This window comes from Halolactibacillus alkaliphilus (genome assembly GCF_900115465.1).
In the GTDB taxonomy this organism is placed as follows: Bacteria; Bacillota; Bacilli; order Bacillales; family Amphibacillaceae; genus Halolactibacillus; species Halolactibacillus alkaliphilus.
On record NZ_FOWN01000013.1, the window covers coordinates 1 to 25,387 of the forward strand.

General features: G+C 37.4%; 20 protein-coding genes. 17 read left to right on the forward strand and 3 right to left on the reverse strand.

The window, feature by feature from the left end; all coding sequences use genetic code 11:
* The 12 genes from BM163_RS06795 to BM163_RS14105 all read left to right on the forward strand — a co-directional run.
* Positions 1-243: transposase (locus tag BM163_RS06795; RefSeq protein WP_143088191.1), on the forward strand; the 243-nt coding region annotated here is incomplete at its 5' end.
* Between the two features lie 434 nt (positions 244-677).
* Complete coding sequence (gene glgB, locus BM163_RS06800; protein ID WP_089801513.1) at positions 678-2,594, forward strand: 1,4-alpha-glucan branching protein GlgB; 1,917 nt, start codon at positions 678-680, stop codon at positions 2,592-2,594.
* Between the two features lie 43 nt (positions 2,595-2,637).
* Positions 2,638-4,794, forward strand: coding sequence for a glycogen debranching protein GlgX (glgX, locus tag BM163_RS06805; RefSeq protein WP_218029755.1), 2,157 nt, complete (start codon positions 2,638-2,640; stop codon positions 4,792-4,794).
* Between the two features lie 38 nt (positions 4,795-4,832).
* Entirely contained in the window at positions 4,833-5,945 is a 1,113-nt protein-coding gene (locus tag BM163_RS06810; RefSeq protein ID WP_089801515.1) for a glucose-1-phosphate adenylyltransferase, read from the forward strand.
* Positions 5,942-7,054 (forward strand): glucose-1-phosphate adenylyltransferase subunit GlgD, encoded by a 1,113-nt coding sequence (glgD, locus tag BM163_RS06815; RefSeq protein ID WP_089801518.1) that lies wholly within the window; start codon positions 5,942-5,944, stop codon positions 7,052-7,054. The genes BM163_RS06810 and glgD overlap by 4 nt, the downstream gene beginning before the upstream one ends.
* Positions 7,055-7,068: 14 nt before the next feature.
* Positions 7,069-8,511 (forward strand): glycogen synthase, encoded by a 1,443-nt coding sequence (locus BM163_RS06820; protein WP_170243680.1) that lies wholly within the window; start codon positions 7,069-7,071, stop codon positions 8,509-8,511.
* A 545-nt stretch (positions 8,512-9,056) separates the two neighbouring features.
* Positions 9,057-10,049 carry a LacI family DNA-binding transcriptional regulator gene (locus BM163_RS06825; protein WP_089801521.1) on the forward strand — a complete coding sequence of 331 codons (993 nt, stop codon included), beginning with the start codon at positions 9,057-9,059 and terminating at the stop codon, positions 10,047-10,049.
* A 148-nt stretch (positions 10,050-10,197) separates the two neighbouring features.
* Complete coding sequence (locus BM163_RS06830) at positions 10,198-11,568, forward strand: PTS transporter subunit EIIC (RefSeq protein ID WP_089801523.1); 1,371 nt, start codon at positions 10,198-10,200, stop codon at positions 11,566-11,568.
* A gap of 195 nt (positions 11,569-11,763) precedes the next feature.
* Complete coding sequence (locus BM163_RS06835) at positions 11,764-12,735, forward strand: carbohydrate kinase family protein (protein WP_089801525.1); 972 nt, start codon at positions 11,764-11,766, stop codon at positions 12,733-12,735.
* Between the two features lie 60 nt (positions 12,736-12,795).
* Positions 12,796-14,241 carry a glycoside hydrolase family 32 protein gene (locus tag BM163_RS06840; protein WP_229675525.1) on the forward strand — a complete coding sequence of 482 codons (1,446 nt, stop codon included), beginning with the start codon at positions 12,796-12,798 and terminating at the stop codon, positions 14,239-14,241.
* 229 nt (positions 14,242-14,470) lie between these two features.
* The gene (gene aroD, locus BM163_RS06845; protein ID WP_170243679.1) at positions 14,471-15,205 is read left to right on the forward strand and encodes a type I 3-dehydroquinate dehydratase; all 735 of its coding nucleotides are present in this window, start codon (positions 14,471-14,473) and stop codon (positions 15,203-15,205) included.
* Between the two features lie 279 nt (positions 15,206-15,484).
* Positions 15,485-16,717, forward strand: coding sequence for a coiled-coil domain-containing protein (locus BM163_RS14105; RefSeq protein ID WP_089801531.1), 1,233 nt, complete (start codon positions 15,485-15,487; stop codon positions 16,715-16,717).
* 853 nt (positions 16,718-17,570) lie between these two features.
* Here BM163_RS14105 and fakB read toward each other — a convergent pair.
* Positions 17,571-18,431 carry a DegV family protein gene (fakB, locus tag BM163_RS06855; protein ID WP_089801534.1) on the reverse strand — a complete coding sequence of 287 codons (861 nt, stop codon included), beginning with the start codon at positions 18,429-18,431 and terminating at the stop codon, positions 17,571-17,573.
* A 190-nt stretch (positions 18,432-18,621) separates the two neighbouring features.
* Here fakB and BM163_RS06860 point away from each other — a divergent pair, with 190 nt between their 5' ends.
* The 3 genes from BM163_RS06860 to BM163_RS06870 all read left to right on the forward strand — a co-directional run bounded on the left by BM163_RS06860 (position 18,622) and on the right by BM163_RS06870 (position 22,724).
* Entirely contained in the window at positions 18,622-19,476 is an 855-nt protein-coding gene (locus tag BM163_RS06860; protein ID WP_089801536.1) for a YitT family protein, read from the forward strand.
* Between the two features lie 304 nt (positions 19,477-19,780).
* On the forward strand, positions 19,781-22,066 hold the full coding sequence (locus tag BM163_RS06865) for an ATP-binding protein (RefSeq protein WP_170243677.1): 2,286 nt from the start codon (positions 19,781-19,783) through the stop codon (positions 22,064-22,066).
* Between the two features lie 10 nt (positions 22,067-22,076).
* Positions 22,077-22,724 (forward strand): response regulator transcription factor, encoded by a 648-nt coding sequence (locus tag BM163_RS06870; RefSeq protein WP_089801540.1) that lies wholly within the window; start codon positions 22,077-22,079, stop codon positions 22,722-22,724.
* Between the two features lie 115 nt (positions 22,725-22,839).
* Here the strand turns inward: BM163_RS06870 and BM163_RS06875 are convergent, their stop codons facing one another.
* The gene (locus BM163_RS06875; RefSeq protein WP_089801542.1) at positions 22,840-23,112 is read right to left on the reverse strand and encodes a NifU N-terminal domain-containing protein; all 273 of its coding nucleotides are present in this window, start codon (positions 23,110-23,112) and stop codon (positions 22,840-22,842) included.
* Between the two features lie 11 nt (positions 23,113-23,123).
* Complete coding sequence (locus tag BM163_RS06880; RefSeq protein WP_089801545.1) at positions 23,124-23,939, reverse strand: Cof-type HAD-IIB family hydrolase; 816 nt, start codon at positions 23,937-23,939, stop codon at positions 23,124-23,126.
* A 207-nt stretch (positions 23,940-24,146) separates the two neighbouring features.
* Here BM163_RS06880 and BM163_RS06885 point away from each other — a divergent pair, with 207 nt between their 5' ends.
* Positions 24,147-24,896 carry an alpha/beta fold hydrolase gene (locus BM163_RS06885; protein ID WP_089801547.1) on the forward strand — a complete coding sequence of 250 codons (750 nt, stop codon included), beginning with the start codon at positions 24,147-24,149 and terminating at the stop codon, positions 24,894-24,896.
* A gap of 163 nt (positions 24,897-25,059) precedes the next feature.
* Positions 25,060-25,371, forward strand: a complete 312-nt coding sequence (locus BM163_RS06890) for a metal-sulfur cluster assembly factor (RefSeq protein WP_089801549.1) — start codon at positions 25,060-25,062, stop codon at positions 25,369-25,371.
* The last annotated feature ends 16 nt before the right edge of the window (positions 25,372-25,387 follow it).

Below are 25,387 nucleotides of genomic sequence, written 5' to 3' on the forward strand. Positions count from 1 at the left end.
GATCTTCGGAAATATTCAGCTCCTGCTCGTGGTTCGCAGGCATGGAAAACGATTGCTAAACGTCGCAGTTCTGTCGAAAGAGTAAATGGCTATCTTAAGGAGTTTTTCCAGCTTAATAATGTTCGTTACCGTACAGGAAAACGTGCAAAAGCTCACTTTGATTTAGTGACGCTTATTTATAATGCATCAAAACTAGCAGCAGATCGTTTAGGCTCATTCCTAAAGCAATATCAAATAGCATAAAAAATTTTTAAGACAAATATTGAAATTCTGGTCGTGTTTGATTTTTTAAAAAGAGCAATTATGAAATTGATTCAGCTTCCTTTTTTAAACGTTTTCATTTATACCTAATCGGGAATAGAATACTAAAATCTCATACATGTCCAAGTGATTTTGGGGAGGAGTAACTAGTTTCTTTTACCTTAGTTAGTTTTAAGAGAAAGGATACTATTCTTGAAATAAAGTATGTTAAATACTTGTTTAAATAACTTTAATATCCAACTTATTGTTGTTTTAACGTCATAATTGTTTTACAATTTAGATAAGTGGAATAAATTATGACTATTTACTTAGTTTTATTCTGTTTGGCTTTAATAAGTTGTAAATTTATAACTTTTTAAACGAGTACCGATTTAAAAGTGTGGAAAATTTACAGAAAAATGAAAGCAGGGGATCTTATGCAGTTATCAAATGACGTAAAAAGGCAGTTAGAACAATTTCATCTTGGCCAGCTTTATAATAGCTATGACTATTTTGGAGCACATCCTTTCACTTATGATGGTGAAGAAGGTGTCCTATTTTTAGTCTGGGCACCTAATGCAGAAGCTGTATCGCTTGTAGGTTCATTTAATTATTGGAATGACCAAGCCGATCCAATGGAACAGGTTACAACTACTGGTGTTTGGGGAAGGTTTTTCCCAGGGATTACAACGGGTGAAGTGTATAAATATAAATTGTTTTTACCTGATAAGCGTGCTATCTATAAAGCAGATCCTTATGCTTTTTATTCTGAAGTTAGACCAGAGACATCCTCGGTTGTTTTTGATTTAGATACATATAAATGGGGAGACAATCAATGGATGGAAAAAAGGCAACATTTCACCCCCTACGAAGAACCAATCAATATCTATGAATTGCATTTAGGTTCTTGGCGAATGAAAGAGGTAGGGAAATTTGATAATGAAGCGTTCAAGTCTGTTGATCCCGCAAGTTTTTATAACTACCGTGAAATCGCGGATCAGTTGATCCCATATTTAAAAGAGATGCACTATAACTACATTGAAGTGCTCCCACTGCATGAACATCCCTTTGATGGTTCGTGGGGGTACCAAGTGACAGGTTATTATAGTATGACAAGTCGTTACGGGAACCCAAGTGACTTGATGTATTTAATTGATGCTTGTCATAAAGCAGGTATTGGCGTGATTTTTGACTGGGTACCTGGTCACTTTTGCCGTGATGAACACGGGTTGATGTTTTTTGATGGAACAGAATTATATGGAGACATTGACCATCCACAGTGGGGGACAAAGAAATTTAATTTCTATAAAAGTGAAGTGCGTAATTTCCTTATTTCTAATGCTTGTTTCTTATTCGAGAAATTTCATATAGATGGTATAAGAGTAGATGGTGTCACATCTATTTTGCATTTAAATTTTGGCCTTGATCATAGTCCATATAAAAATGAACAGGGTGGAGATGAGGATTTATGGGGCATTCAATTTCTTAAAGAATTAAATTTAGAAATATTTAAGCGTTACCCGTTTGCGATTATGGCCGCAGAAGAATCATCGAGTTGGCCAATGGTTACACACCCAATCGAGTCTGGGGGCCTTGGCTTCAATTATAAATGGAAGATGGGATGGATGAACGATACGCTTGACTATATTGAATTAGATCCTCTCTTTAGAAAAGGCAGTCACGATAAAATCACTTTTTCAATGCATTATGGATACAGTGAGAATTTCATTTTACCTTTTTCGCATGATGAAGTTGTACATGGAAAAAAAGCCCTCATAGATAAACCGTCAGGTGAATATGAAGATAAGTTTAAAACATTAAAATTACTGATGTTATATCAAATGACACATCCAGGTAAAAAGCTTAATTTTATGGGCAATGAGTTTGCTCAGTTTATCGAATGGCGTTATTACGAGCCTGTTGAGTGGTTCTTACTAGATTATGAAAAACATGAAGAGCACCGTCAATTTAACAGTTTGTTAAATCGTCTATATATACAGGAAAAAAGTTTATATCAAAAAGATCATGACCCATCTGGGTTTAAGTGGATTGATGCCGATAATCGCGATCAAAGCATTTATGTTTATGCGAGAAAATCATCCGATGATGCATTGACGGTGGTTCTTAATTTCACACCTGTCACATACAATGATTTTCGTGTAGGTGTTGAAGAACCGGGAGAATACCGAATAATGTTTACAACAAAACATGCACCTTATCGAATCAAGCGTTATAGCTATATTAAAGCAGAGCCGGTGAAGATGCATGGACAAGATTATTCACTTCCAATCAATTTAGAAGGATTAGAAGGTCTAGTAATTAAAAAGAAAAAGGCGTTACGAAAAAAGCAATAGACACATGCTTAATCATATGTCGAATTTGAAGGGGCACAACACGATGACAAAGAAGAAGATGAAATTAATGGAACCCTACTCCCTTTTTCTAGAACAATATATGAAAAGGTTAGGGCCAATTGATGAAGTGAATGGCTATAAAGTGCGACCAGGATTTTTCGATGAATATGGTGCCACTGTTATTCCAGGTGGTGTGAGTTTTACTGTTCACTCCAAACATGCGACCAGTTTTAAACTTGCCTTATACAAACGTCGTGCGGAAGAACCTTTTGTTATTTTGCCTTTTCCAGAGTCGTATCGGGTGGGTAATGTGTACTCGATGATTGTTTTTGGTTTAGATATCGAGGAGATTGAATATGCCTACTACGTTGACGGGCCTTACAACCCTAGAAAAGGTCATATTTTTGATGACACCAATGTGTTACTGGACCCTTATGCGAAAGCTGTGAGCGGTCAAAGTGACTGGGGGAAAAAACCCCCTTACGGAATGAGCTACCGTGCCCGCGTTGTTGCGAGTGATTTTGATTGGAAAAAGTCTCGAGCACCGATGATTCCAATGGAAGATCTCATCATTTACGAACTTCATGTGCGTGGATTTACCAAAGATAAAAGCGCAGGTGTAGAATATCCAGGGACTTTTAACGGTTTGGCTGAAAAAATTCCTTATCTTAAATCACTCGGTATTAATGCCGTAGAACTGATGCCGATATTTGAATTTGATGAAATGAGTGGCATGCGTCATCATGATGGGAAAAAACTCTATGACTATTGGGGCTATAATCCCGTTTCATTTTTCTCACCTAATACAGCCTATAACTCCAGTCATGAATATAATCACGAAGGCACAGAATTAAAAAAACTTGTAAAAAAAATGCACGATAATGGGATTGAAGTGATTTTAGATGTCGTATTCAATCATACAGCTGAAGGAAATGAACAAGGCCCTAGCATTAATCTAAAAGGATTCGATAACAGTGTCTATTATATGTTGACTCCCGATGGTCATTATTTCAATTTTAGTGGTTGTGGTAACACACTAAATTGTAATCACCCAATTGTTAGGCGAATGATTATTGATTGCCTCAGACACTGGGTGATTGAGTACCGCGTCGACGGTTTCCGTTTTGATTTAGCTTCCATCTTAGGGAGAAATGAAGATGGTTCACCAATGAACAATCCGCCACTTCTACAAAACTTAGCATTTGATCCAATATTAGCTAATGTGAAATTAATTGCTGAGGCTTGGGATGCGGGGGGGCTCTATCAGGTCGGGACTTTTCCTGATTGGAATCGCTGGTCTGAATGGAATGGTAAGTATCGTGATGATATCAGAAGCTTCTTAAAAGGAGATGCGGAAATTGCTCATACGGTTTGTGACCGAATTGCGGGTTCTGTCGATATATACTCTCCAAGACGAAGGGAAAACTCACCGAGTGTTAATTTTATTACGTGTCATGATGGGTTTACACTCTATGATTTATTCAGTTATAACGAAAAGCATAACGAAGCTAATGGCTGGGATAACACAGATGGTGATAACCATAACCTTTCATGGAATTGCGGCATTGAAGGAGAGACTGATAATCTTGATGTTTTAAACCTTCGCCACCAAATGATTCGCAATGCTTTTACCCTGCTGCTTATGAGTAGGGGAACGCCGATGTTATCGCAAGGGGATGAGTTTTTACGAACGCAACGAGGAAATAATAACGCCTACTGCCAAGATAATGACATCTCTTGGGTAGATTGGACATACTTAGAAAAAAATCACGACATGGTCTCATTTGTTCAGAAATTAATCAAAATAAGAAAAGCACATCCTATTCTGCGTTCACAAACAAACCCACCTAGAAGTGGCTATCCACAATATTCAAAGCACGGTGTCAATCCGTGGTATTTGTCAGACCAGGCGTCAGAGCGGGTCATTGCGGTGATGTTTAGTGGGCGTACTGCCGAAGATAATCTTGACGATTATTGTTATATTGCCTTTAATAGCCACTGGGAAGATCATATATTAGAGTTGCCTGTCTTACCGAAAGATTATCACTGGCAATGCCATATCGATACCGCAAAAATAACGGATCAGGCTGTTGTAATGGAAGAACATCTAGAAGTATTAGAATCAACCCATTTGGAAGTAAAAGCAAGAAGTGTATGTGTGTTATTTGCTCACTATCGACCGAGTGTTGAAGGTGAGTAAGTTAAATAGATTTATTCAATAACGGGGGAGGAATTCAGATGAAAAAAACAGATGCAATTGCGATGTTACTCGCTGGAGGACAGGGAACAAGACTAGAAGATTTAACACAACATAATGCTAAACCAGGTGTGATGTTTGGTGGTAAATACCGTATTATTGACTTTAGTTTAAGTAATTGTTTCCACTCAGAGATTTATACTGTCGGGGTTATGACGCAATATCGACCGCTTCTATTGAATCGTTATATTAGTAACGGCAATGCTTGGGCGCTTGATAAAGTGAATCAAGGTGCGTATATACTTCCGCCATATTCTGATTGGTATCGAGGGACTGCAGATGCGGTTTATCAAAATTTTGAATTCATTGATATGTATGATCCAGAATATGTCGTCATTCTTTCAGGAGACCATATTTATCAAATGAATTATCGTCCTATGATCCAAGAAGCACGCGAAAAAGATGCTGATTTAATGATCTGTGTTCGTCGTGTCCCGTGGGAAGAAACATTCCGGTTTGGTATTATGAACACAGATGCTGACTTTAAAATTACTGAGTTTCAAGAAAAACCGAAAGAGGCAAAAAGCAACTTAGCCTCTATGGGTATTTATGTCTTTAAATGGTCTGTGTTAAAAGAAGCCTTAGAAAAAGATCATCAGAATCCTGAGTCTACGAAAGATTTTGGTCATGACGTGATTCCAACATTATTAGAAGAAGGCAAGAAACTATACGCCTATACATTTGACGGTTACTGGCGGGATGTTGGTACTGTTGAAAGTTATTATCAAGCCAACATGGATTTACTTGATACGAGAGATGACTTAGATTTGACAAGCGAGCGGCTCCGGGTCTTTTCAAATAATGAGAACCGTGACCCGCACTTTGTAGGTGAAAAATCAAGTATATATAATAGTTTAATAGCTGATGGATGTTATATTAATGGGCGTGTATCTCGTTCTGTTCTTGCTCATGACGTCGTTGTTGAAGAAGGTGCTGTTATAGAGGATGCTATTATTTTTGGTAATGTCACTGTTAAAAGTGGGGCCATTATTCGACGTGCCATTGTGGCCGATGATGTGACGGTACTTTCAAATGAATCTGTCGGAACAAAAGATGGAAAAATAACCTTACACGTTGGAGGGGGTCAATCATGAAAAAAATAGCAGGTGTTATCATCAATAGTTCCAATCAACTCGATTTAGACGCACTTGTAAGGCATCGAAGTATTCATACGATTCCGATTGGAGGTAAATATCGCCTCATTGATTTTCCACTCTCTAACTTAGTGAATATGGCACAAGATTTATATGTGGGTGTCATAGGGTCATATAATTATCGATCCGTTGTGGATCACTTAAAACAGGGCCAAGACTGGAATTTGAGTAGAAAAAGTAATGACTTACTCATTCTACAAGGTGACCGTTCAGCGAAAATTGGGCAAGTAAGTCGAATTTCCATCCAAGATTTCGTTGATAACCGTGAATTCTTTAATAAGCTATCAGACGATGTTGAATATATCGTATTAAGCGGAACCAATGTTGTGAGTAACATTGATTTAAAAGATATTTTAGCTAAACACGAAGCTGATAAAGCTGATATTACCTTACTATATAAAAAAGATTATGATGGAGAGATTCAAAACAAAGAAGTGCGTCTTGTGATTGAAAATCAAGATGTTAAAGAAATTATCTATGGTAATGAGAAAAATAAAAAAGGTGAATTATTTATTGATTCACTCATAATCAATCGCCAATTGTTTATGGATATCCTAGACGAAGCTGAAAAACGAGGGCTTGTAGATTTTGTTGAACTGGTCGATCAGTGTTTGGGTGACTGTCGTGTAAGAGCTTATAATGTTCCGGGTTATGTGAAGATCATTAATTCTATTCAAGCCTATTTCGAATGCTCAATGGACTTACTAAAGTGTGAAGTAAATCAAGAACTGTTTAAGCAAACGCGAAAAGTCTATACAAAAGCCAAAGATAATCACCCAACAGTGTATGGCAAGCATGCCCACGTTAGAAAAGCCTTAGTCGCAAGCGGTGCGATTGTGAATGGTACAGTAGAGGATAGTATTGTATTTCGAAATGCGACGATTCATGAAGGGGCAAAAATTAAAAACAGCGTCATTATGCAAGGTGCTGTCGTAGAACCGGAGGCAGTTGTTGTCAATGCCATTTTAGATAAAAATGCTGTTGTTAAGAGGGGCGAATTTATTACAAGTACGACAAAAGAGCCGATCTTAATTCAAAAACGCGCGTAATAGGAGGGAAAACATTGAAAATATTATATGCAACATCTGAAGCTTTTCCTTTCGCGAAAAGTGGTGGATTAGGTGATGTGGCTGGGTCCTTACCAAAAACTTTACGGAAAAACAATGTGGATATTCGAGCGGTTATGCCACTTTATCAAGATATTCCTGACGAATATAAGCGAAAAATGAAGAAAATTGGCGATTTTACTGTTCAATTAAACTGGCGTCATCAACAGTGTGAATTATATTACTTAAAACACGACAATGTTTTTTGGTATTTTATTAAAAACGATTATTATTTTGGTCGACCAGGGTTGTATGGTTATTTTGATGAAGCAGAACGCTTCTTATTCTTCTCCAAGGCGATTCTTTCGTTTATTCCGAAATATGATTTTTGCCCGAACATTATTCATTGTAATGATTGGCAAACGGCTGCGATCCCAATGCTGTTGAAAAAGCAAGGCTACCCAGGTTGTGCCCACCAAGTGAAAACAGTACTGACAATTCATAATATCAAATATCAAGGGATTTACGGAGTAGAAACCTTATATGAAATCCTTGGTCTATACCCAGCAGACATCACGTCAGAATTAGAGTTTAATGGTGCGATCAACATTATGAAAGCAGGTATTTACTACTCAGATTACGTGACTACAGTTTCACCAACGTATGCGAAAGAATTAGAGCATGCTTACTTTGGTGAAGGGCTTGATGGTGTTATTCGTGACGTGAAGTGGAAAATGACAGGTATTTTAAATGGTGTCGATTATGATGTCTTTGATCCAATGATAGATAAAGCGTTAGCTTTTCCTTATAACGACATAGAGGGTAAAAAGAAAAATAAGGCTGCTTTTCTGAAAGAGCAAGGTCTAGATCCAAGTAAATTAACAATCGGTATGGTTTCACGTCTTGTTGAATTAAAAGGAATTGACCTCGTTCAACGCATGATTGAGGAGTTAATGGCGCTTGATATTCAACTCGTTGTATTAGGTACAGGAGATTATCATTACGAGGAGTTCTTTAAATATGTGCAGTCGCGCTACCCAGATCAAACCTCTATTCACTTAGCATTCAGTAATGCGCTTGCGTCAAGAATCTATGCCGCTAGTGACTTATTCTTAATGCCATCAAGGGTGGAACCGTGTGGGTTAAGTCAAATTATTGCCCTTAAATATGGTACATTACCTGTTGTGAATCGAACAGGTGGATTAAATGATACGATTACCCATATTGAAGACGGATCAGATGAGGGTAACGGGTTTATCTTTAATGAATACAATGCGCACCGGATGTTCGAACAAATCAAACGAGCGAAACGGATATATGATGAAGAGCCGAAGCGATTTGAAAAGTTTGTTAAACAAGCCTTTTTGGCGAACTTTGATTGGGAACAACAATCAAAAGAATATTATCACATTTATGAAATTGTTGATGTCAGTAATGAGGATAAAGGCTCTATGTTATGAATCAGTGATTAAAAGGGTATGGTCAAGTTTATTTTGCCATTGAATTAAGGAGAGAGTTTCTCTGCTTAAATTTTAAATCCATATATCCCATTCGAGATTTGTTCGTATGATAAAAAAGATAGTTTTTTTTGATGAATATAGCTTTAGGTAGTAGTCGAGGACCCTCGTGACTTCAGTCATGAGGGTGTTGACGTTGGATGAGTATGTTGGAAAAGTAACGAGAGCTACATGCGCGTAAGGAGGATTAAGTCAGATCTCGTCGATGTGTGCTTAGAAATGAACGATCACTCAAGAAGGCTTGCTCATGCATCGTGCATTATTTTTTCTGAGGTATGATCATAAGTAATCTAAAATTGAACTACCCCCACAAAACATTCTAACGAATGTTTGAGGAAGGTGTCTTCTCGCCTTAATGCGATAAAAATAATGAAAACGGATACATTATTTTGTTGAAACCTATTGACACTGAGAATTGATTTGATATAATATGAATGTGAAATCGATTTCAGTTATTTCACCAATCGACAACTTGAGAGGTGAAACAGATGCGAATTAAAGATATCGCAAAGTTAGCAGGGGTGTCTCCAGCGACAGTATCACGTGTAATGAATAACAATGGCTATGTAAAAGATGAGAAACGAGAAGCGGTACTGAAAGTCATTAAAGAGGTAGATTATCAGCCGAATTCCATTGCTAAATCATTAAAAAATCAAAAATCTCATATGCTAGGTGTAATTGTGCCTAAAATAAGCACAGAGACTGCTAGTCGTGTTGTTTCAGGTGTAACAGAAGTAGCCAAAGCACATGGTTATCAAGTACTTATTGCGAATACCGACTTAGATATTGAAGAGGAAATTAACTACCTTAAGTTTCTTTCTAATAAATCAGTGGACGGCATCGTCATGATGGGGACAGAGATAACCGACCGACATTTGGAAGTGATGGACAAACTCACAGTGCCAATTGTTATTTTAGGTCAGGAAGTTTTTGGGTATACATCGATTATTCATAACGACTATGAAGCTAGTTATCAGATGACAGCCTATTTAATAAGTCAAGGTCATAAAGCTATCGCATTTATCGGTGTCAGTGAAAAAGATAAAGCGGTTGGTGTAATTAGAAAAAATGGGTATTTGGATTGTATAAAAGATCATGGGCTTGAAGTTGATGAAGAACTCATGGCGATTGGTGACTTTGATATTGATACAGGGTATCAAATGATGAATAAAGTGCTAGAAAAGAAAATACCAACAGCAGTGTATGCCGTTACGGATCACTTAGCTATTGGTGCGACACACGCATTACTTGATAAAGGTTACCGCGTACCTGAAGACGTCTCTGTTGTTGGTATAGGTGACATAAAACTAGCTGAATACTTAAATCCACCGCTTACGACTGTCCACTATACATTCAAAACGAGTGGGAAGATGGCCGCAGAAGTCGTGTTTGATTTAATACATCGTGTACGTACAAAAGGCGAGTGCTTAATGACGACATTTGAATTAAAGAAACGTGCTTCGGTAAAAAACATCCGGTAGTACGTGGTTAAAAAGAACATGCTGTTCTTTTTAACGAAAGGTGAAATCGATTTCAGTTTTTTGAAAAAAGTAGGATTAGGATGAACCATACCAGGGAATACCCAGTATGTCATCATATATTTTTATACAAAATTAGGAGGCGAACGAGATGAAGTATCAACAAACGCTTGATAAGTTATTTGAAGTTGTTGGTGGTAAAGATAACATTAAAAATTATGAGCACTGTGCGACGCGTCTACGTATTATATTAAAAGATGATAGCAAGGTGCAAAAAGAAATGGCTGAAGAAATACCAGAATCAAAAGGTTACTTCTTTAACACAGGTCAACATCAATTTATTTTTGGGACAGGTAAAGTAAACGCTGTCTATGATGACTTGAAGAAAGTGATGGGAGATTCAGAGCAATCAAGTGGTGATTTTAAAGAAGATGTATATAAAAATTTAAGCCCTGCTCAACGCGTGATTAGAACGTTAGCTGATATTCTAGTGCCTCTTATTCCGGCGTTAGTTACAACGGGTTTACTTATGGGGATTCGTGGATTATTGTTAGAACTAGGAGTAGAGTTCGGTGATTCCGGTTTAGCACTTTTTGGTATGTTAACAGATACAGCTTTTGCCTTCCTACCTGTACTTATTGCATATAGTGCGACCCGTAAATTCGGTGGTAACCCTATTATCGGTATTGTTGTTGGTTTAATGATGGTAGCGCCTCAACTTCCTAATGCTTGGGCAGTAGCTGGTGGCGATGCTGATCCGATGACAGTTTTCGGTATAGGTTTAGTAGGTTATCAAGGTTCAATTATTCCCGCAATTATCGCAGGTTATATGATTTCTAAATTAGAAAAAGTCTTACGTAAAGTTGTTCCAGAGATGATGGATTTAGTTGTGACACCTTTTGTAAGTTTAACAGTAACAATTACTGTCATGCTCTTTATTTTAGGTCCTATTCTTCAAGTTGTTGAGCGTGGTGTCATTGAATCAATTATCTTTTTAATTGAAGCACCACTTGGTATTGGTTACGTCATATTTGCTGCTTTCCAACAGTTGCTCGTTATTACTGGATTGCATCACTCATTATCAATCATTGAAATTAGCTTACTAAATGATACAGGGCAAAACGTTATAAATACATTAATTACGGCAAGTATGGCTGGTCAATTTGGTGCAGCAATTGCTACAGCATTACTTATGAAAAATAAGGTTAAAAGAAGTAATGCCTTATCTTCTACAGCATCAACGTTATTTGGTATAACAGAACCACTTTTATTCGGTGTTAACTTAAGACATTTCAGAGTATTTATTTCTGGTATGATTGGCGGGGCAGCGGGTGGTCTAATGACTTCCATTCTAGGACTTGCAGGTACAGGTATGGGAATTACATTTATTCCAGGTCTGTTACTTTATACAAGTAGTTTCTGGGTATTTGCGCAATACCTCATTGTCATTGCTGTTGCGTTTGCCGTAGGGTTTATCCTTGTAAGGATTCAATCACAAAGTATTAGAAATGAGATTAACTAATCGCATAGCTTGAAGAAGGGTATAGGGCCTTTGCCCTGTACCCTTCTTCTGAGTTTTATGTTGCATGTGAGGATGTGTAAGAAAGCACTGATACGGGTATAAATTAGCATAATGCAGTGGTTTTGAGCTTAGAATAATCATTGTTTAATCGGCATAAATAACTTTAAATACATGATATGTAAGGATGTGGCTTAGATGAAAAAAGTATATAGTATAGGTGAAGCGTTAATTGATTTTATTCCGAGTGTGACAGATTCGGATTTAAAAGACGTACCTAGCTTTAGGCGTGTCATGGGTGGTGCGCCGGCAAATGTTGCAATGACAGTAAGTAAATTGGGTGGAAAGAGTCATTTTATTTCTAAATTAGGTCGAGATGCTTTTGGAGATCACATTACTGAACAATTAGAAACTTATGGCGTCGATACACGCTATGTGTTTAAAACCGCTGAAGCCAATACAGGACTAGCGTTCGTTTCATTAAAAAAAGATGGTCAACGTGATTTTTCATTTTATCGGAAGCCGAGTGCGGATATGTTACTTTCAAAAGACGAAGTGGCAGACATTCCGTTTGAATCGGGTGATATATTACATTTTTGTTCGGTAGATTTGATTGAAGCACCAGTGAAATATGCACATAAGCAAGTTATTGAGGATGCCGTTAGACATGGGGCTGTTATTAGTTTTGATCCGAATGTTCGTCTACCGCTCTGGCCTGATGAAGCCTCGTGTCGAGACACTATACAATCCTTTATTCCCCTTGCAGATATTGTGAAAGTATCGGATGAGGAACTTACATTTATTACAGGAATAGAAGACGAAGAAGCGGCACTTCAATCATTATTTCAAGGGAGAGTCAATCGGGTTATCTATACTAAAGGTAAAAAAGGTGCTATGCTTTTAACAAAAGACTTCACTGTTTCACATGGTGGGTTTAAGGTTGAGGCAATAGATACAACAGGTGCTGGAGATGCTTTTATTGGCTCATTTATACATCAACTTACGAAAAGAGAGAGGCAAGACGTGTTAACTGAAGAAGATTATAGAAAAATGCTTACCTTTAGTAATGCCTTTGCAGCACTAACGACAACAAAACATGGTGCGGTGGAGTCGTTGCCATCGATTGACGACACACATGTCTTTATTGATAAGATGGACAATAATGCGTGACGTCATTGGTTACGAAATAGGGGAAATGACACAAAGTATATAGAAAATAATTAAAGGGGGATGAGTAAAGTGAATCCTTTACATGACGAAATGAAAAAACGCTATGAAGACATGATGACGTCTTTACAACATGATGATACAGATCCATATGCTTTAGCTTTTCACGTGATGCCACCTACAGGTTGGTTAAATGATCCTAACGGTGCTTGTCAAGTTGATGGTGTGTATCACTTATATTATCAATACTCACCGTATGATGCATTAGGCGGATTAAAATACTGGGGGCATTATACATCAACGGATTTGGTTCATTTTAAAGATGAAGGTTTAGCACTCTTACCAGATCAACCATATGACTTACATGGTGTATATTCTGGAAGCGCCTTTGTTGAAGGAGAAGAGATTCATTATTTCTACACGGGAAATGTTAAGCATTTAGGGGAACATGATTATATCACATCTGGTCGTGAACAAAATACAGTGCACGCCGTGAGCTATGACGGAGGCATGACCATTGAGAAGAAGCGTGTTGTTATGGATTCAAACGCTTATCCATCTTTTTTAAGTAATCATATAAGAGATCCAAAAGTTAGAAAAGTCGATGATCAATATTTCATGGTACTGGGCGCTAGAGATTTAAAGAGTCAAGGACTTGTTGTGATGTACCGTTCTGATAATTTAACCGACTGGACGTATCACGGTTCATTTTTAGGGCCACTAGAAGGTATGGGATATATGTGGGAATGTCCGGATTTCTTCTCATTAAATGATCAGGAAGTGCTGATTCTCTCACCTCAAGGGCTTGCCGAGGATGGTCTTCAATACCAAAACGTCTACCAATCAGGCTATTATATTGGAGATGTTGATTGGGAGAATGTCACATTTGATCCCAAATCAGACTTTATAGAACTTGACCGTGGTTTTGATTTTTATGCGCCACAGACCTTTGAAGATGAGAGTGGTCGTCGTGTAATGTGGGCTTGGATGGGGTTGCCTGATGCAGAATATCAAAATCCAGTAGACCATGGTTGGCAACATGCGATGACGTTGCCACGTGTGTTGACTGTAGAGAATCAAAACTTAATCCAACGACCACATCCTAATTATCAGCAGCTAAGGCAAAATGAAGAGCAGCGGGTAGTAAATATAACAGAGGGTGCTTATGAGTACTTCACCGGTAAAGTAGCGGAACTGCACTGCACGTTTGATACAGTTACGCAACTGGAAATCAGCATACGTAAAGACGTGTCACTGAGTTATGACACGACAACACAACTGCTTACATTAGCACTTGGAGCATCAGGTCACGGGAGAGGTCAGCGTCAAATTAAGTTAGAAAAACTCTCAGAACTCCAACTATTTCTTGATCGGTCATCACTAGAAGTATTTGTAAATGATGGTGCATACGTTATGACAACGCGTATGTATCTAGAACCAACAGAAGATAAAGTAGAAGTAACTGGTGAATTACAAGGTATCATTTATCATTGGTTACTCGATAAATAGAAAATCATGAAAATAAGACAAAAAAAGTGGCTAATCGACGTCGATTAAGCGCTTTTTTTGTTCATGCTACAGTTAGTTATGTTATAATTAAAAATCTGAATAATCAAAACAAAAACAGATGATACAGTCACAGAATTCCGTCGAAACAAGCCCACTGCTTTAGCTGTGGGAACTATCAGTGCAGATAAGTGAACTTTTAATAGACGATATTAGCTGGGAGGCGTCTAAAGTGGAAATTAAAGGATTAAAGCTTGAAAAGTTAAGCCAACCCAAAGTGTGTGTGGCGATCGTTGCTGAAACATTTAAAGACTTTGTCAGCGCATGGAATGACACACAGTGTGGTGGTATTGACTTAATTGAATGGCGAGCAGATTACTATAAAGATGATCAAAGCCTTGTATTTGATTTGTTAGTAAAAGAGGATAGGCCTGTTATTTACACGATCCGCACGAAGGAAGAGGGAGGTCAATGGCCATATGAGTCAATTGACTACGAAAAAAGCTATAAACGTGCGATTGATTCAGGTGTGATTGATTTAATTGATCTGGAATACAAAAGAAACATACCTAATAAAAAGAATCTCATGGTAAGAGCAAAATCAAAAGGAATCAAAGTGATTCATTCCTATCATGACTTTAGCAATACACCGACATTAGCTGATGGTAAAGAGATATTACAAGAGTTACATATTGAAGGCGCAGATATTGTAAAACTTGCGGTGATGCCTCATTCAAAACAAGATGTCTTACGTTTATTACAAATATCTATTGAAGCAAATGCGCAGTTGGATTGTCCAATCATTACAATGTCCATGGGCAAAACTGGTGCGCTTAGTCGACTAGTGGGTGAGTGGTCTGGCTCGGTTGTTACTTTTGGAACGGTATCCGTTGCTTCAGCTCCAGGACAAGTCGCAGTTAAAACGCTTGTTGAGGGGTTAGAGACAATCCATACATTGTATAATTAAAAAGGACCATAAGTGTGGCGCTCATGTGTGCACTTATGGTTCTTTTTTTGATTTTTCGTGTCTTAAGTACTTTTAAACTAGTCAAATAGTCAGAAAATTTAGGGGAGCTCATGAACTTTGTAACATAAATGTAATACAATTAAAATTTGCCTGACACCTTTAAGTGTTATACTAGCGTCACTGAGGAAAAATCAATGAAGGAATCTTGGTAACGATTACAAATAAAGGTTCTGCTATAAATAAATCACAAAAATACTTAATAGAAAAGAGTGAATGTCTGTGTTTGGTAAAAAAATCCTTGTAAGTCTTATTGTTTCATCAAGTCTACTTGCTGCTTCACCTCTCTTAAATGAAGACGTTTCAGCACAAACAGAAGAAGAGTTAAGACAAGAGCGTGCAGCGGTTCAAACCGAACTTGCTGAAAAAAGAGAAGAATTAGAAGCACTTCAAGAAGAAATGGTTGCTTTAGAAGATCAAATTGATCGTACGAATGAAGCAATTGAAGCAAACGAAGCAACAATCACAGAAACGACAGAAGCGATTGATCAAACAAAAGCAGAAGTCGCCACTTTAGAAGAAGAAATTGCCGATTTAGAAGAAGATATTTTAAAACGTCGTGATATTTTAAAAGACCGTGCAGTTGCTTTACAGAAAAATGGTGGAACTGTAAGCTACATCGAAGTTATTTTCGGTGCTGAAAGTTTCTTAGATTTTATTGATCGTGTGACGATGATTAATAAAATTACCCAATCTGATCAAAGATTACTTGAGCAAATTGCCGAAGCACAAAATGAAGTAGAAGCTAAAAAAGTAGAGGTTGAGGAAAAGTTAACAACACTCGAAGCTACAATGGAAGAATTAGAATTAATGCAAGCACAGTTAAAAGAACAAAAAGAGCAACATCAAGATAATATTGATACATTAGAAGAACAAAAAACTAAAAGTGAAGCTATTGTAAGTGAGTTGCAGTTAGAAGCAAGTGAAATTAATCAAATGATTGAGGATATCCGTGCGCGTGAACGCGAAGCAGCAGCAGCTGCAACAGCATTATCTAGCCCATCTCAATACACACAATCTTCATCAAATGCATCATCAACGCCAGCACCTACAGTAAGTGCAGGAAGTGGAAATAGGAGCAATATTATTTCAGTTGGATACCGTTATATTGGAAATTCAACATATAAATTTGGGGGCGGACGCTCTCAATCAGATATCGCGCGTGGATTGTTCGACTGTTCAGGTTATGTTTCTTGGGCATTTAGACAAGAAGGCATCCATATTCCAAGCAGCACATCAGGACTAGCTGGTACAGGAACAAAGATTTCTTATAGCCAAGTACAACCAGGTGATTTAGTATTCTTTAACACATACAAAACAAATGGTCATGTTGGTATCTATGTTGGAAATGGTAAATTTATTGGTTCACAATCATCTACTGGTGTTGCGATCGCAGATATGACATCAGGCTACTGGGCAAACACATTTAGTGGTCACGTACGTCGTGTAAACTAACAATACAGACATTTTACCGTGAGGATACTTCCTCACGGTTTTTTAATGTGCGTCTGGCATAGGTAGTAACTTGGTGGTGAAAGTCGACTGCAGGTTTGGCAGCAGGAACTGTTAGCCAATGGTAAAGGTGTCTTCTGTGAGGGAGAATCTAAAGGAAGCTGGACGCAAACACTTGCACTGACAAACAGAAACTTCATATGAAGGCTCGGTGGAATGGATAAACTTACGTAACAAAGTGAAGTCCAATACTCATCGAAATTCCATCGAGTATATAAAGCAGTGACGTGAATCGAAAGTGACTACCCTTACCTGGGAAGGTCGCTATCATTATACTTAACCTTTATAGTGATATGAAACGGAAGGTAGAGAAGTCAGCAGCCGTCATAGTAGAAACGTAAGTTCAGAAGGGCTGAACAATAACAACTTTGGAATACAAAGAGGTCGATGTATCCCTGTCTGTATCATAGAAAAGACTGGAAACATGTGAGAACGAGATATAGAAAACGTCGTGGATATGGGGTATGAAAAGTTTAAAACTGTACTTTTAGGCAAGTCAATTCAGGCGCGCTCATAAATGAAAAGATACTTACATCGCTGAAACGCCTTATTAGGACTCATACATACGGTGGCGTGAGAGACCGATAGCTGAAATAAATTACTTATCTCCTAGTTGATTGGTGCGACTGAGACCGATTCTTTCTGTTTAGAGCGCTCAATGGACGATAGGAGTAAACATTTTATACTTATACTCATAAGGACATCACATGCAAGAAATACCTTAGAATGAACGGAGTAAAGGATAGAGAAAAACCCTAGCACCGTGGCTAGGGTCAATAAAATATGAAAATAAGTGCTAGTGAATCGGTTTGCTAGGGAAAAAGATGGCGATAGTACCAGGACCCGTGTGTGATCCAATGGCAGCACCAATCATTCTAATGTCCACTGTTTTAACGTGAAAGCGTGATTTTATCTCATCAGCAAGCATTTCAGCATTTTCTAAACAATCACTGTGGCTAATGCCGATGATCTGGTCTTTTAAATCTACACTGCGTTCTTCCATCATATCAAGTAAGCGCTTATACGCTTTTTTAGTACCACGTATTTTTTCCAATGGGATTAATTTTCCTTCTGAGACATGTAAGATCGGTTTAATTTTTAGTAAGGTACCCATAAAAGCAGCCGTTTTAGAAACACGGCCACCGCGGTATAGATATTCTAAATCATCTACCGTGAAAATATGCTCCATATGCTCTGCATAATAGCTACTTTGCGCAACCACTTCATCAAGGGTATGTCCTTCATTAGCGAGTCGGGCTGCTTCTCTAACGACTAATCCATAGCCAAAAGAAGCAGAGAGTGTATCAACAACGCGAATATCGGCATCTGGATATTCATCAAGGACAGCTTGGCGAGCAATGGTGGCTGATTGATAAGTACCAGATAAAGCAGAAGAAAACGCTAAGTATAGACACGGTTCGTTGTTCTTCGCGTAGTCTTTAAATACACGTTCAAATTGATCGGGTGTAACTTGTGAAGTTTTTGGGGATTTCCCACTACGCATTTCATCATAAACATAAATTGGTTCGATATTTTCACCGTCTGAATAAGTTTGATCGTCAAGTATGACGGATAAACTTACACGTGTAATGCCAAGCGATGAAAAATCTTCTTTGTTCAAATCACTGGCAGAGTCTGCGATAATGTGAACTGTCATATAAATTCCCTCCTTGTAGGACAAATGAAAAAAGATTTGCATCCTATTACTATCTAGTTTATAGTGTAGGGTGGTGTTCGTCAAAGGTTTTTCAATGAATGATACAAATGTGTAATAAAAGGCTTCTTGGGGTACCGTATAATAACCATAGGTCTTTTTTAATATTGATATTTATTTAGGGGGTTATCGTGTGTTTTTATTTGAAGTTAAACGTATAGTGATTGTGATAATTGGGGCACTTATCAATGCGATTGCACTGAATTTCTTCTTTATTAGTGCAGACGTCTATGCGAGTGGTTTTACCGGTATCGCTCAATTATTATCAACAGTTTTTAGTCAATTTTTTGGTATTGATTTTATTTCGACAGGTATCTTGCTGTTACTCTTAAATATTCCTGTGTTTCTGATGGGATGGTTTAAAGTTGGTAAGCATTTCACCCTATACAGTATGCTATCAGTCGGTATGTCTACATTTTTCTTAGAAATTATTCCGGTGTACAGTTTTTCAGATGATATCATGTTGAACGCGGTATTTGGAGGAGTACTTGGTGGATTTGCTGTTGGCATCACTCTAAAGTGGGGGGCGTCTACGGGTGGCTCAGATATACTAGCTATGATACTTTCTCGGATGAAAGATCGTCCAATCGGCCTTTACTTGATGATCGTCAATGGTATTATTATCTTCTTCGCGGGTGTTTTAAATGAACCAGAAAATGCGCTTTATACTCTACTCGCTTTATATGTAGCAACCAGAGTCATCGATGGCATTCATACACGCCATGAGAAGGTTACCGCAATGATTGTGACAAAGAAGACAGAGGAACTCTCAACGGCCATTCACCAACAAGTCGTAAGGGGCATCACCATTTTACCTGCTAGAGGAGCATATACAAAAGAGGATAAATCTATGCTTGTTGTCGTTATTACTCGCTATGAGCTATATGATTTAGAACGGATTATATATGAAACAGATCCTGAGGCATTTACGAATATTGTTCAAACAGCCGGCGTTTTTGGCTTCTTCAGAAAAGAACAATTGGATTAAATAGAGTTAAAAAATTGATAAAATGGTAAACCGACACCACGTGGCGGAATGTTATTACATGTTGTCGGTTCTTCTTAAAAAAGATTATGTTACACTATAAAAGAAGTAAACACTATGTCACTACATAGGAAAAACATTACCTCCCCTAATGGCTATATTTCGACAATTCGGTAATGTTAAGGTAAAAGCTCGTGACGCTAATGTCCGAGCTTTTTTTCTGCATTATTTTAATCTTTTACCTGCATTACATTTAATACGCGTTATAATAGAAGAACTACGCGTTGTGATTGGAGCGATAATTTATATGAAAAGGCGTGTTTTAATTACATATCCTCAGTTGATGATAAAGATTACAATCATTTCGATCATCATACATAGCTATTTGTTTTTTAATAATTTAGATCCGTTTATTGGTATTACACTTGAACAACAGGAAATAAGCAATTCTTATGCTGTTTCTGATTTACATCGACTAGGATGGGCAAGGGCGGTTGGTATATTAGAAGGAGATGTGATTGTTTCTATTGATGACATAGAAACAAGTAAGTTTCCAACGGTTATCCGCAACATGAAGATTGAAGGCGCTTCAACACTGACAGTTGAGAGAGGTTATCGTCTTTTATCTTATCGTGTGCGTTATGTTCCGGACGTATTTTTGCAATATTTCTTTTATTTAATTCTTCCAACACTTTATTTTCTTATTAGTCTACTGTTTGCTTATTTAAATATTAAGCGTAAAGAACATGACTTAAGTACGGTGTTAATTACATTAACGATGTTTGTCATTAGCATCGCGTATAATGCATCCAGCCTTGAGATTAAGTTGAATATTTTAGCTGAATTTTTACTCGTGACGAGTTTTTTAATTGCACCAAGTCTCTTTTTTCATTTTGTTTACGAGTTTTTCAAACAAAAGCAAGCGGTTTGGTTTAACTGGTGGATGGTGCAATCTCTCTATTTATTTAGCGGAATTACGATTGTTTTCTCATTCTTTGTCTATGACCAATTAGATATCAATGATTTGATTTTACCGGCTTTTAGTATCAGTGTCTTTTGGATTCTTGTTCAGATGGTTAATGGTTTAACGCAACTATCAAGAGAATCGGATAAAGACACATTATATGGTTTGTTTTATGCGATTGGTCTTGGCGTCGTGCCGTATATCCTTTTTTACATTATCCCATATTTCGTGATTGGTGAAGGCATCATTCCTTTTGAGTATGTGAATATCTTTGTCTTCTTTATACCAGCAGGCTTAATGTATATGATTTTAACTAATCAGCTGTATTTATTAAGAGTGCAAATTAAAAAGTTACCTTACTATTTTATTATCTCGACTTTTTTATCAGCTGTGTTAACGTTACTGCACCTAATGTTGTTTGAAAGCTCGTTTCAATTTAGAAAAGAGTTCAGCTTGTTTTCTTATACTTTAATGGTCATTTTAGGGTTGTTCTTTGTGAAAAAACAAATAGAACATTATTTTAAACCGCAGTTATTCGTTTCAACCAATGATTTTCAAGCCAGTTACTATCGTTTCAGTACGCATTTACAAACACATCATACGCGAGGTGATGTTATTCAAAGTTTTGTAAGAGAAGTCAAAGAAGTTATCCCTTTAGAACATTTTAAGATACTTAAGCATCAAGCGATGCTGATGCCTGATAAAAATAGTTTAGTCCTTCCAGATCGCTATATACCATTATTAGACTACTATGGACATTATCGACTGGATGTTGGGAAGTTAGTTGGACGTTTTGGTCTTTATGCGATTCCGATAAATAATTATAAAGGGGAATTATTTGTTTTCTTCTTTCAGCCAAAACAACTATTGAATCAAGATCAATTGAATTATGTCTCTACACTTGTTCAATTTGTTAACTTAGCGTTAGAGAACAGAACACGTATTGAAGATTTGTTAGAAGAGCTAGAACAAGCAAAGCACCATGAGAATATGGAGTGGCTGTCGCGGTTGCTTTTTGAATGGTCTGAAATTGAAAGAAAGCAACTGGCGTTAGATTTACACGATACGTTTTTACAAGATTTGATTGTGTTAAAACGAGATTTAGAAACGTTGAGGAAATCTAAAGCGGCTACGAGTAGCGATTATTTAGCGATAGAAGAGCGCCTGCAAGATGTTATCTATGATATTCGTGAAACAACGAGACATTTATATCCTACGATTCTTGATGAGGTGGGGCTTTTAGAAGCAATAAAAGAACTGATTGAAAAATTCGAATTACAATGTAATAGTAAACTCTATTTAACAACAAACATTGATGCGTCTTTTCATCAATCAAGGTTTATGAAGCTATTAATTTATCGTGCTGTACAAGAGTTATTAGCCAATGCAAATAAGCATGCGAAAGCGAGTACAGTTAAACTAGATATTATGAATAAGAAACAAGGGATTACTATTGATTATTTTGATGATGGGGTTGGTGTGGATATAACCCAACAAGCGACCGATGATGACCACCATCTTGGTTTGTTTGCTTTAAATGAGCGAGTGAAAAGTATTAAAGGAAGCTTTGATTTTAAATCAGCAATTGGTGAAGGGGTCACCATTCATATTTATATTCCATATAGTTAGGAGTGATAGGATGCCTTATCAGATTTTACTTGTAGATGATCATAAAATTGTCGGACAAGGAACGAAACGTTTATTAGAGGAATCAGGAGATTTAACTGTAGATTATGTATCATCAGGTGCGGAGGCGCTTGAGAGAGTGAAGTCCCATGACTATGATTTATTTATTGTGGACCTGCATATGCCTAAAATGAATGGCATTGATTTAACGCAAAACATTAGAGAGTATCAGTCAAATGCACGAATCCTTATTTACACAGGTTATGATACGACGGCGTATTTTAATAAACTTGTTCAATTAGGGGCAGTTGGCTTCATCAGTAAAAACTTTTCGAATGATCAATTAATTTATGCGGTAATGTGTGCCCTGCATGACTTAGCTGTTGTGCCTCAAGAGTGGCTAAATACACTAAAACGAGATGACCAAAAGGTTATGATTGGTAGTGGGCAACAAGTGTCCTTAACAGATGTTGAACATGAGGTGCTTCAATATGTAGAAAAGGGTCATTCGAATGATGAAATTGCTGCTGAAATTCATGTGAGTAAACGAACAGTTGAACGTTATTTAACGAAAATCTTTCAGAAATTACATGTCACATCTCGAGCGGATGCGATTACAGAAGGAAAACGGTTAGGAATCCTTGTGAATTTAAACTATTAATATGAAATGACCGCCGTCTAAAATTCGTATGTATTTTTGAGAAAGAGGTCTTATCACCCAAAATGACAAAGGAACTGCAAAAGTCATCCGGAGATGTTTGCGGTTCCTTTGTTGTTTATAGTTGGTCATAGCCGTAGTGTGTCATTATATTTTTGACCTTAGGCGTCAGGTCTTCCCATGATGTGTGAGTGTCTTTAATAATGGTGACAAAATACTGATAACCAAAGACATTATCTACCCCATCTATGACTAATAAGTCATTTAATATAGCGTAATTACTTGTCTCCCCTTTGTGTAAAGGATAACTACTATTACCAGCAAACATTTGTTTAGGAGAAGTGAATTTCTTCGCCTGTGGGTTTGGCGTTGGTTCAACTAGAATGGTCATGTTAAGCCTCCTTAAGTAAAATCAAAATATGTTTCTAAAAATTTAGCGACTCCATCCTCATCATTTGTCGCCGTTGTTTCATTAATAACGGCATCAAGACAGGCATTGCCGTTTGCCATTTTCACTCCTACCCCAGCATAGTCAAGCATTTCCAAATCATTATCTTCATCACCAAATGCCACGACATTTGCTTGGTCGATGTGGTAGTAGTGAGCGATACGCTTTAAACCAACAGCTTTATTCATCCCTTCACGAACAATTTCAATCATATTCCAAGGAGCACCCCACTTACGATGTTCAATTACATCAGCATGATCATCATCAAGTTTTTGACGTAATGCCTCAACATGTTCATCCTTCGGATGAATGAGTAAGGATGTGGGGTCATGTTTAAGTGTATTTTTTAAACTGCCGATTGTAATAGGATCTTCTTCTTTTTGCGTGTGCAAAATGGTCAAAATCTCTTCATCATAGCGATCTAGAAAGACGTCATCTTTAACTTCTGCCATAATGTTCTTTACTTCAAATTCATAACAGGTCTGAATAATTTTTCTTGCGGTACGTACACCGAGTGGTGAATGTAACGCTTGCCACTTTGGATTGGTTGGGTGATGCAGGAGCGCCCCGTTGAAATTTACCATAGGTGTATCAAGTGCTAATTCATGATAATAATCAATACTTGCCCGGTGTGGACGCCCTGTTGCGATGACAACCGTATGACCAAGTTCACGGACTTTTTTAATAGCCGCTTTATTTCTCTTACTAATTGTTTGAGTCGATGTTAATAATGTGCCATCTAAGTCTAAGGCAATTAAATGTTTTTTCATGTTTTCACTCTCCAGTTCTAGATATAAGTTTAAAGAAAAAATGACGAGATGTAAAGTAAACATCATGTCGACGATCCCTGACTGACGTTGCGTGGGTTCTCGCCCACTTCCTAACGCGCATAGTAGTGGTAGAAATTCACTTAAAATGTTAAAATAAACAAATGAAGCGTATGTTACATACTAATTTAGAGGAAAGAAGGTAGAGGGATGCAAGTTAAAAAGCAAAAATTGGATGACCAATGGTTGACGATTTGTGAACCAGAACTTAATCATGAAAAACCGCAAGAGACGATTGTCTACTACCACGGTGTAGGTGGTGAGGGTATTGATGAGCTCCCGCTCGCGTATCAGCTTGTTGAAGCTGGATTTCGTGTGATTTTACCTGATGCTTATTGCCACAGCAAATCAGATCGATTATCAAGAGAAGAACAAAATCGACGTTTTTTTGAAATCATTGATGTGACAAGTCAAAAATTATCGAAAATCTATCAGTGGTATTTGGATACCTATGCGCCATCTGCCAATCATTTATACGTAGGTGGGACGAGTATGGGAGGGATTATAACAGCAATTGCTGTGAAAAAGTATCCATACATTAAAAAAGCGGCGATGTTGATGGGTACAGCTAAGCTGACAGATTTTTACCACTATATCACGGCTGATATGAAAAAAGATGACTTTCCATTGACAGAAGCCGAAGAAGCACGTTTGTTAGAACATATCGAAACGCTTGATCTAAGTCAGGATTTGACCACTTTAAATCATCGAGACTTATTCATTTGGCACGGTGAAGTGGATAACTATGTCCCGTTCCATTTGACAGAACAGTTTACAGAAGAATTAAGACAGAGCAAAGACTATCAAGGACACGTGCACTTCATTAAAGAACCTGGCACAGGGCATAGAGTAAGTCGTTTGGCAAAGGATACATGTTGTGCTTTTTTTAAAGCCAAATAAGAAATAATTTTACCCCTTACCTAAAATTCTTTTTTTACATGGAAGCGACTTTTTCGTCCAAAACGATAAATAAATGAAAATCATTTAACTTTCTCTTGAAATTGTTTATACTAAGAATAGGTTTTTAAAACTAAATGTTAAAAAAGATGGAGGGGTGTTAAATATGGATGAAGCATTACAAGAAAATTTAATTGGTGCATTAGAGAATGTAATTGACCCTGAGTTAGGCATTGATATTGTCAACTTAGGTCTCGTATATGGTGTTGATTTAAATGATGAGGGTACAGCCATTGTTACTATGACGTTAACAGCGATGGGATGTCCACTTGCAGGGCATATTGAAGCTGATGTGAAGCGGGCTTTGATGGATTTACCAGAAGTAAAAGAAACAGAAGTTAATATTGTCTGGTCACCACCATGGAGTAAAGACCGGATGTCGCGTTACGCAAAAATCGCCTTAGGTATTCCGGATTGATTGAAACAAACATAAT

Excerpts from the sequence above, each read along its gene's own strand:
- glgB (WP_089801513.1), top strand. The coding sequence starts at position 678 with ATGCAGTTATCAAATGACGTAAAAAGGCAGTTAGAACAATTTCATCTT.
- glgX (WP_218029755.1), top strand. The coding sequence starts at position 2,638 with ATGACAAAGAAGAAGATGAAATTAATGGAACCCTACTCCCTTTTTCTA.
- BM163_RS06810 (WP_089801515.1), top strand. The coding sequence starts at position 4,833 with ATGAAAAAAACAGATGCAATTGCGATGTTACTCGCTGGAGGACAGGGA.
- glgD (WP_089801518.1), top strand. The coding sequence starts at position 5,942 with ATGAAAAAAATAGCAGGTGTTATCATCAATAGTTCCAATCAACTCGAT.
- BM163_RS06825 (WP_089801521.1), top strand. The coding sequence starts at position 9,057 with ATGCGAATTAAAGATATCGCAAAGTTAGCAGGGGTGTCTCCAGCGACA.
- BM163_RS06830 (WP_089801523.1), top strand. The coding sequence starts at position 10,198 with ATGAAGTATCAACAAACGCTTGATAAGTTATTTGAAGTTGTTGGTGGT.
- BM163_RS06835 (WP_089801525.1), top strand. The coding sequence starts at position 11,764 with ATGAAAAAAGTATATAGTATAGGTGAAGCGTTAATTGATTTTATTCCG.
- BM163_RS06840 (WP_229675525.1), top strand. The coding sequence starts at position 12,796 with ATGAGTAAAGTGAATCCTTTACATGACGAAATGAAAAAACGCTATGAA.
- fakB (WP_089801534.1), bottom strand. The coding sequence starts at position 18,431 with ATGACAGTTCACATTATCGCAGACTCTGCCAGTGATTTGAACAAAGAA.
- BM163_RS06865 (WP_170243677.1), top strand. The coding sequence starts at position 19,781 with ATGAAAAGGCGTGTTTTAATTACATATCCTCAGTTGATGATAAAGATT.
- BM163_RS06870 (WP_089801540.1), top strand. The coding sequence starts at position 22,077 with ATGCCTTATCAGATTTTACTTGTAGATGATCATAAAATTGTCGGACAA.
- BM163_RS06875 (WP_089801542.1), bottom strand. The coding sequence starts at position 23,112 with ATGACCATTCTAGTTGAACCAACGCCAAACCCACAGGCGAAGAAATTC.
- BM163_RS06880 (WP_089801545.1), bottom strand. The coding sequence starts at position 23,939 with ATGAAAAAACATTTAATTGCCTTAGACTTAGATGGCACATTATTAACA.
- BM163_RS06885 (WP_089801547.1), top strand. The coding sequence starts at position 24,147 with ATGCAAGTTAAAAAGCAAAAATTGGATGACCAATGGTTGACGATTTGT.
- BM163_RS06890 (WP_089801549.1), top strand. The coding sequence starts at position 25,060 with ATGGATGAAGCATTACAAGAAAATTTAATTGGTGCATTAGAGAATGTA.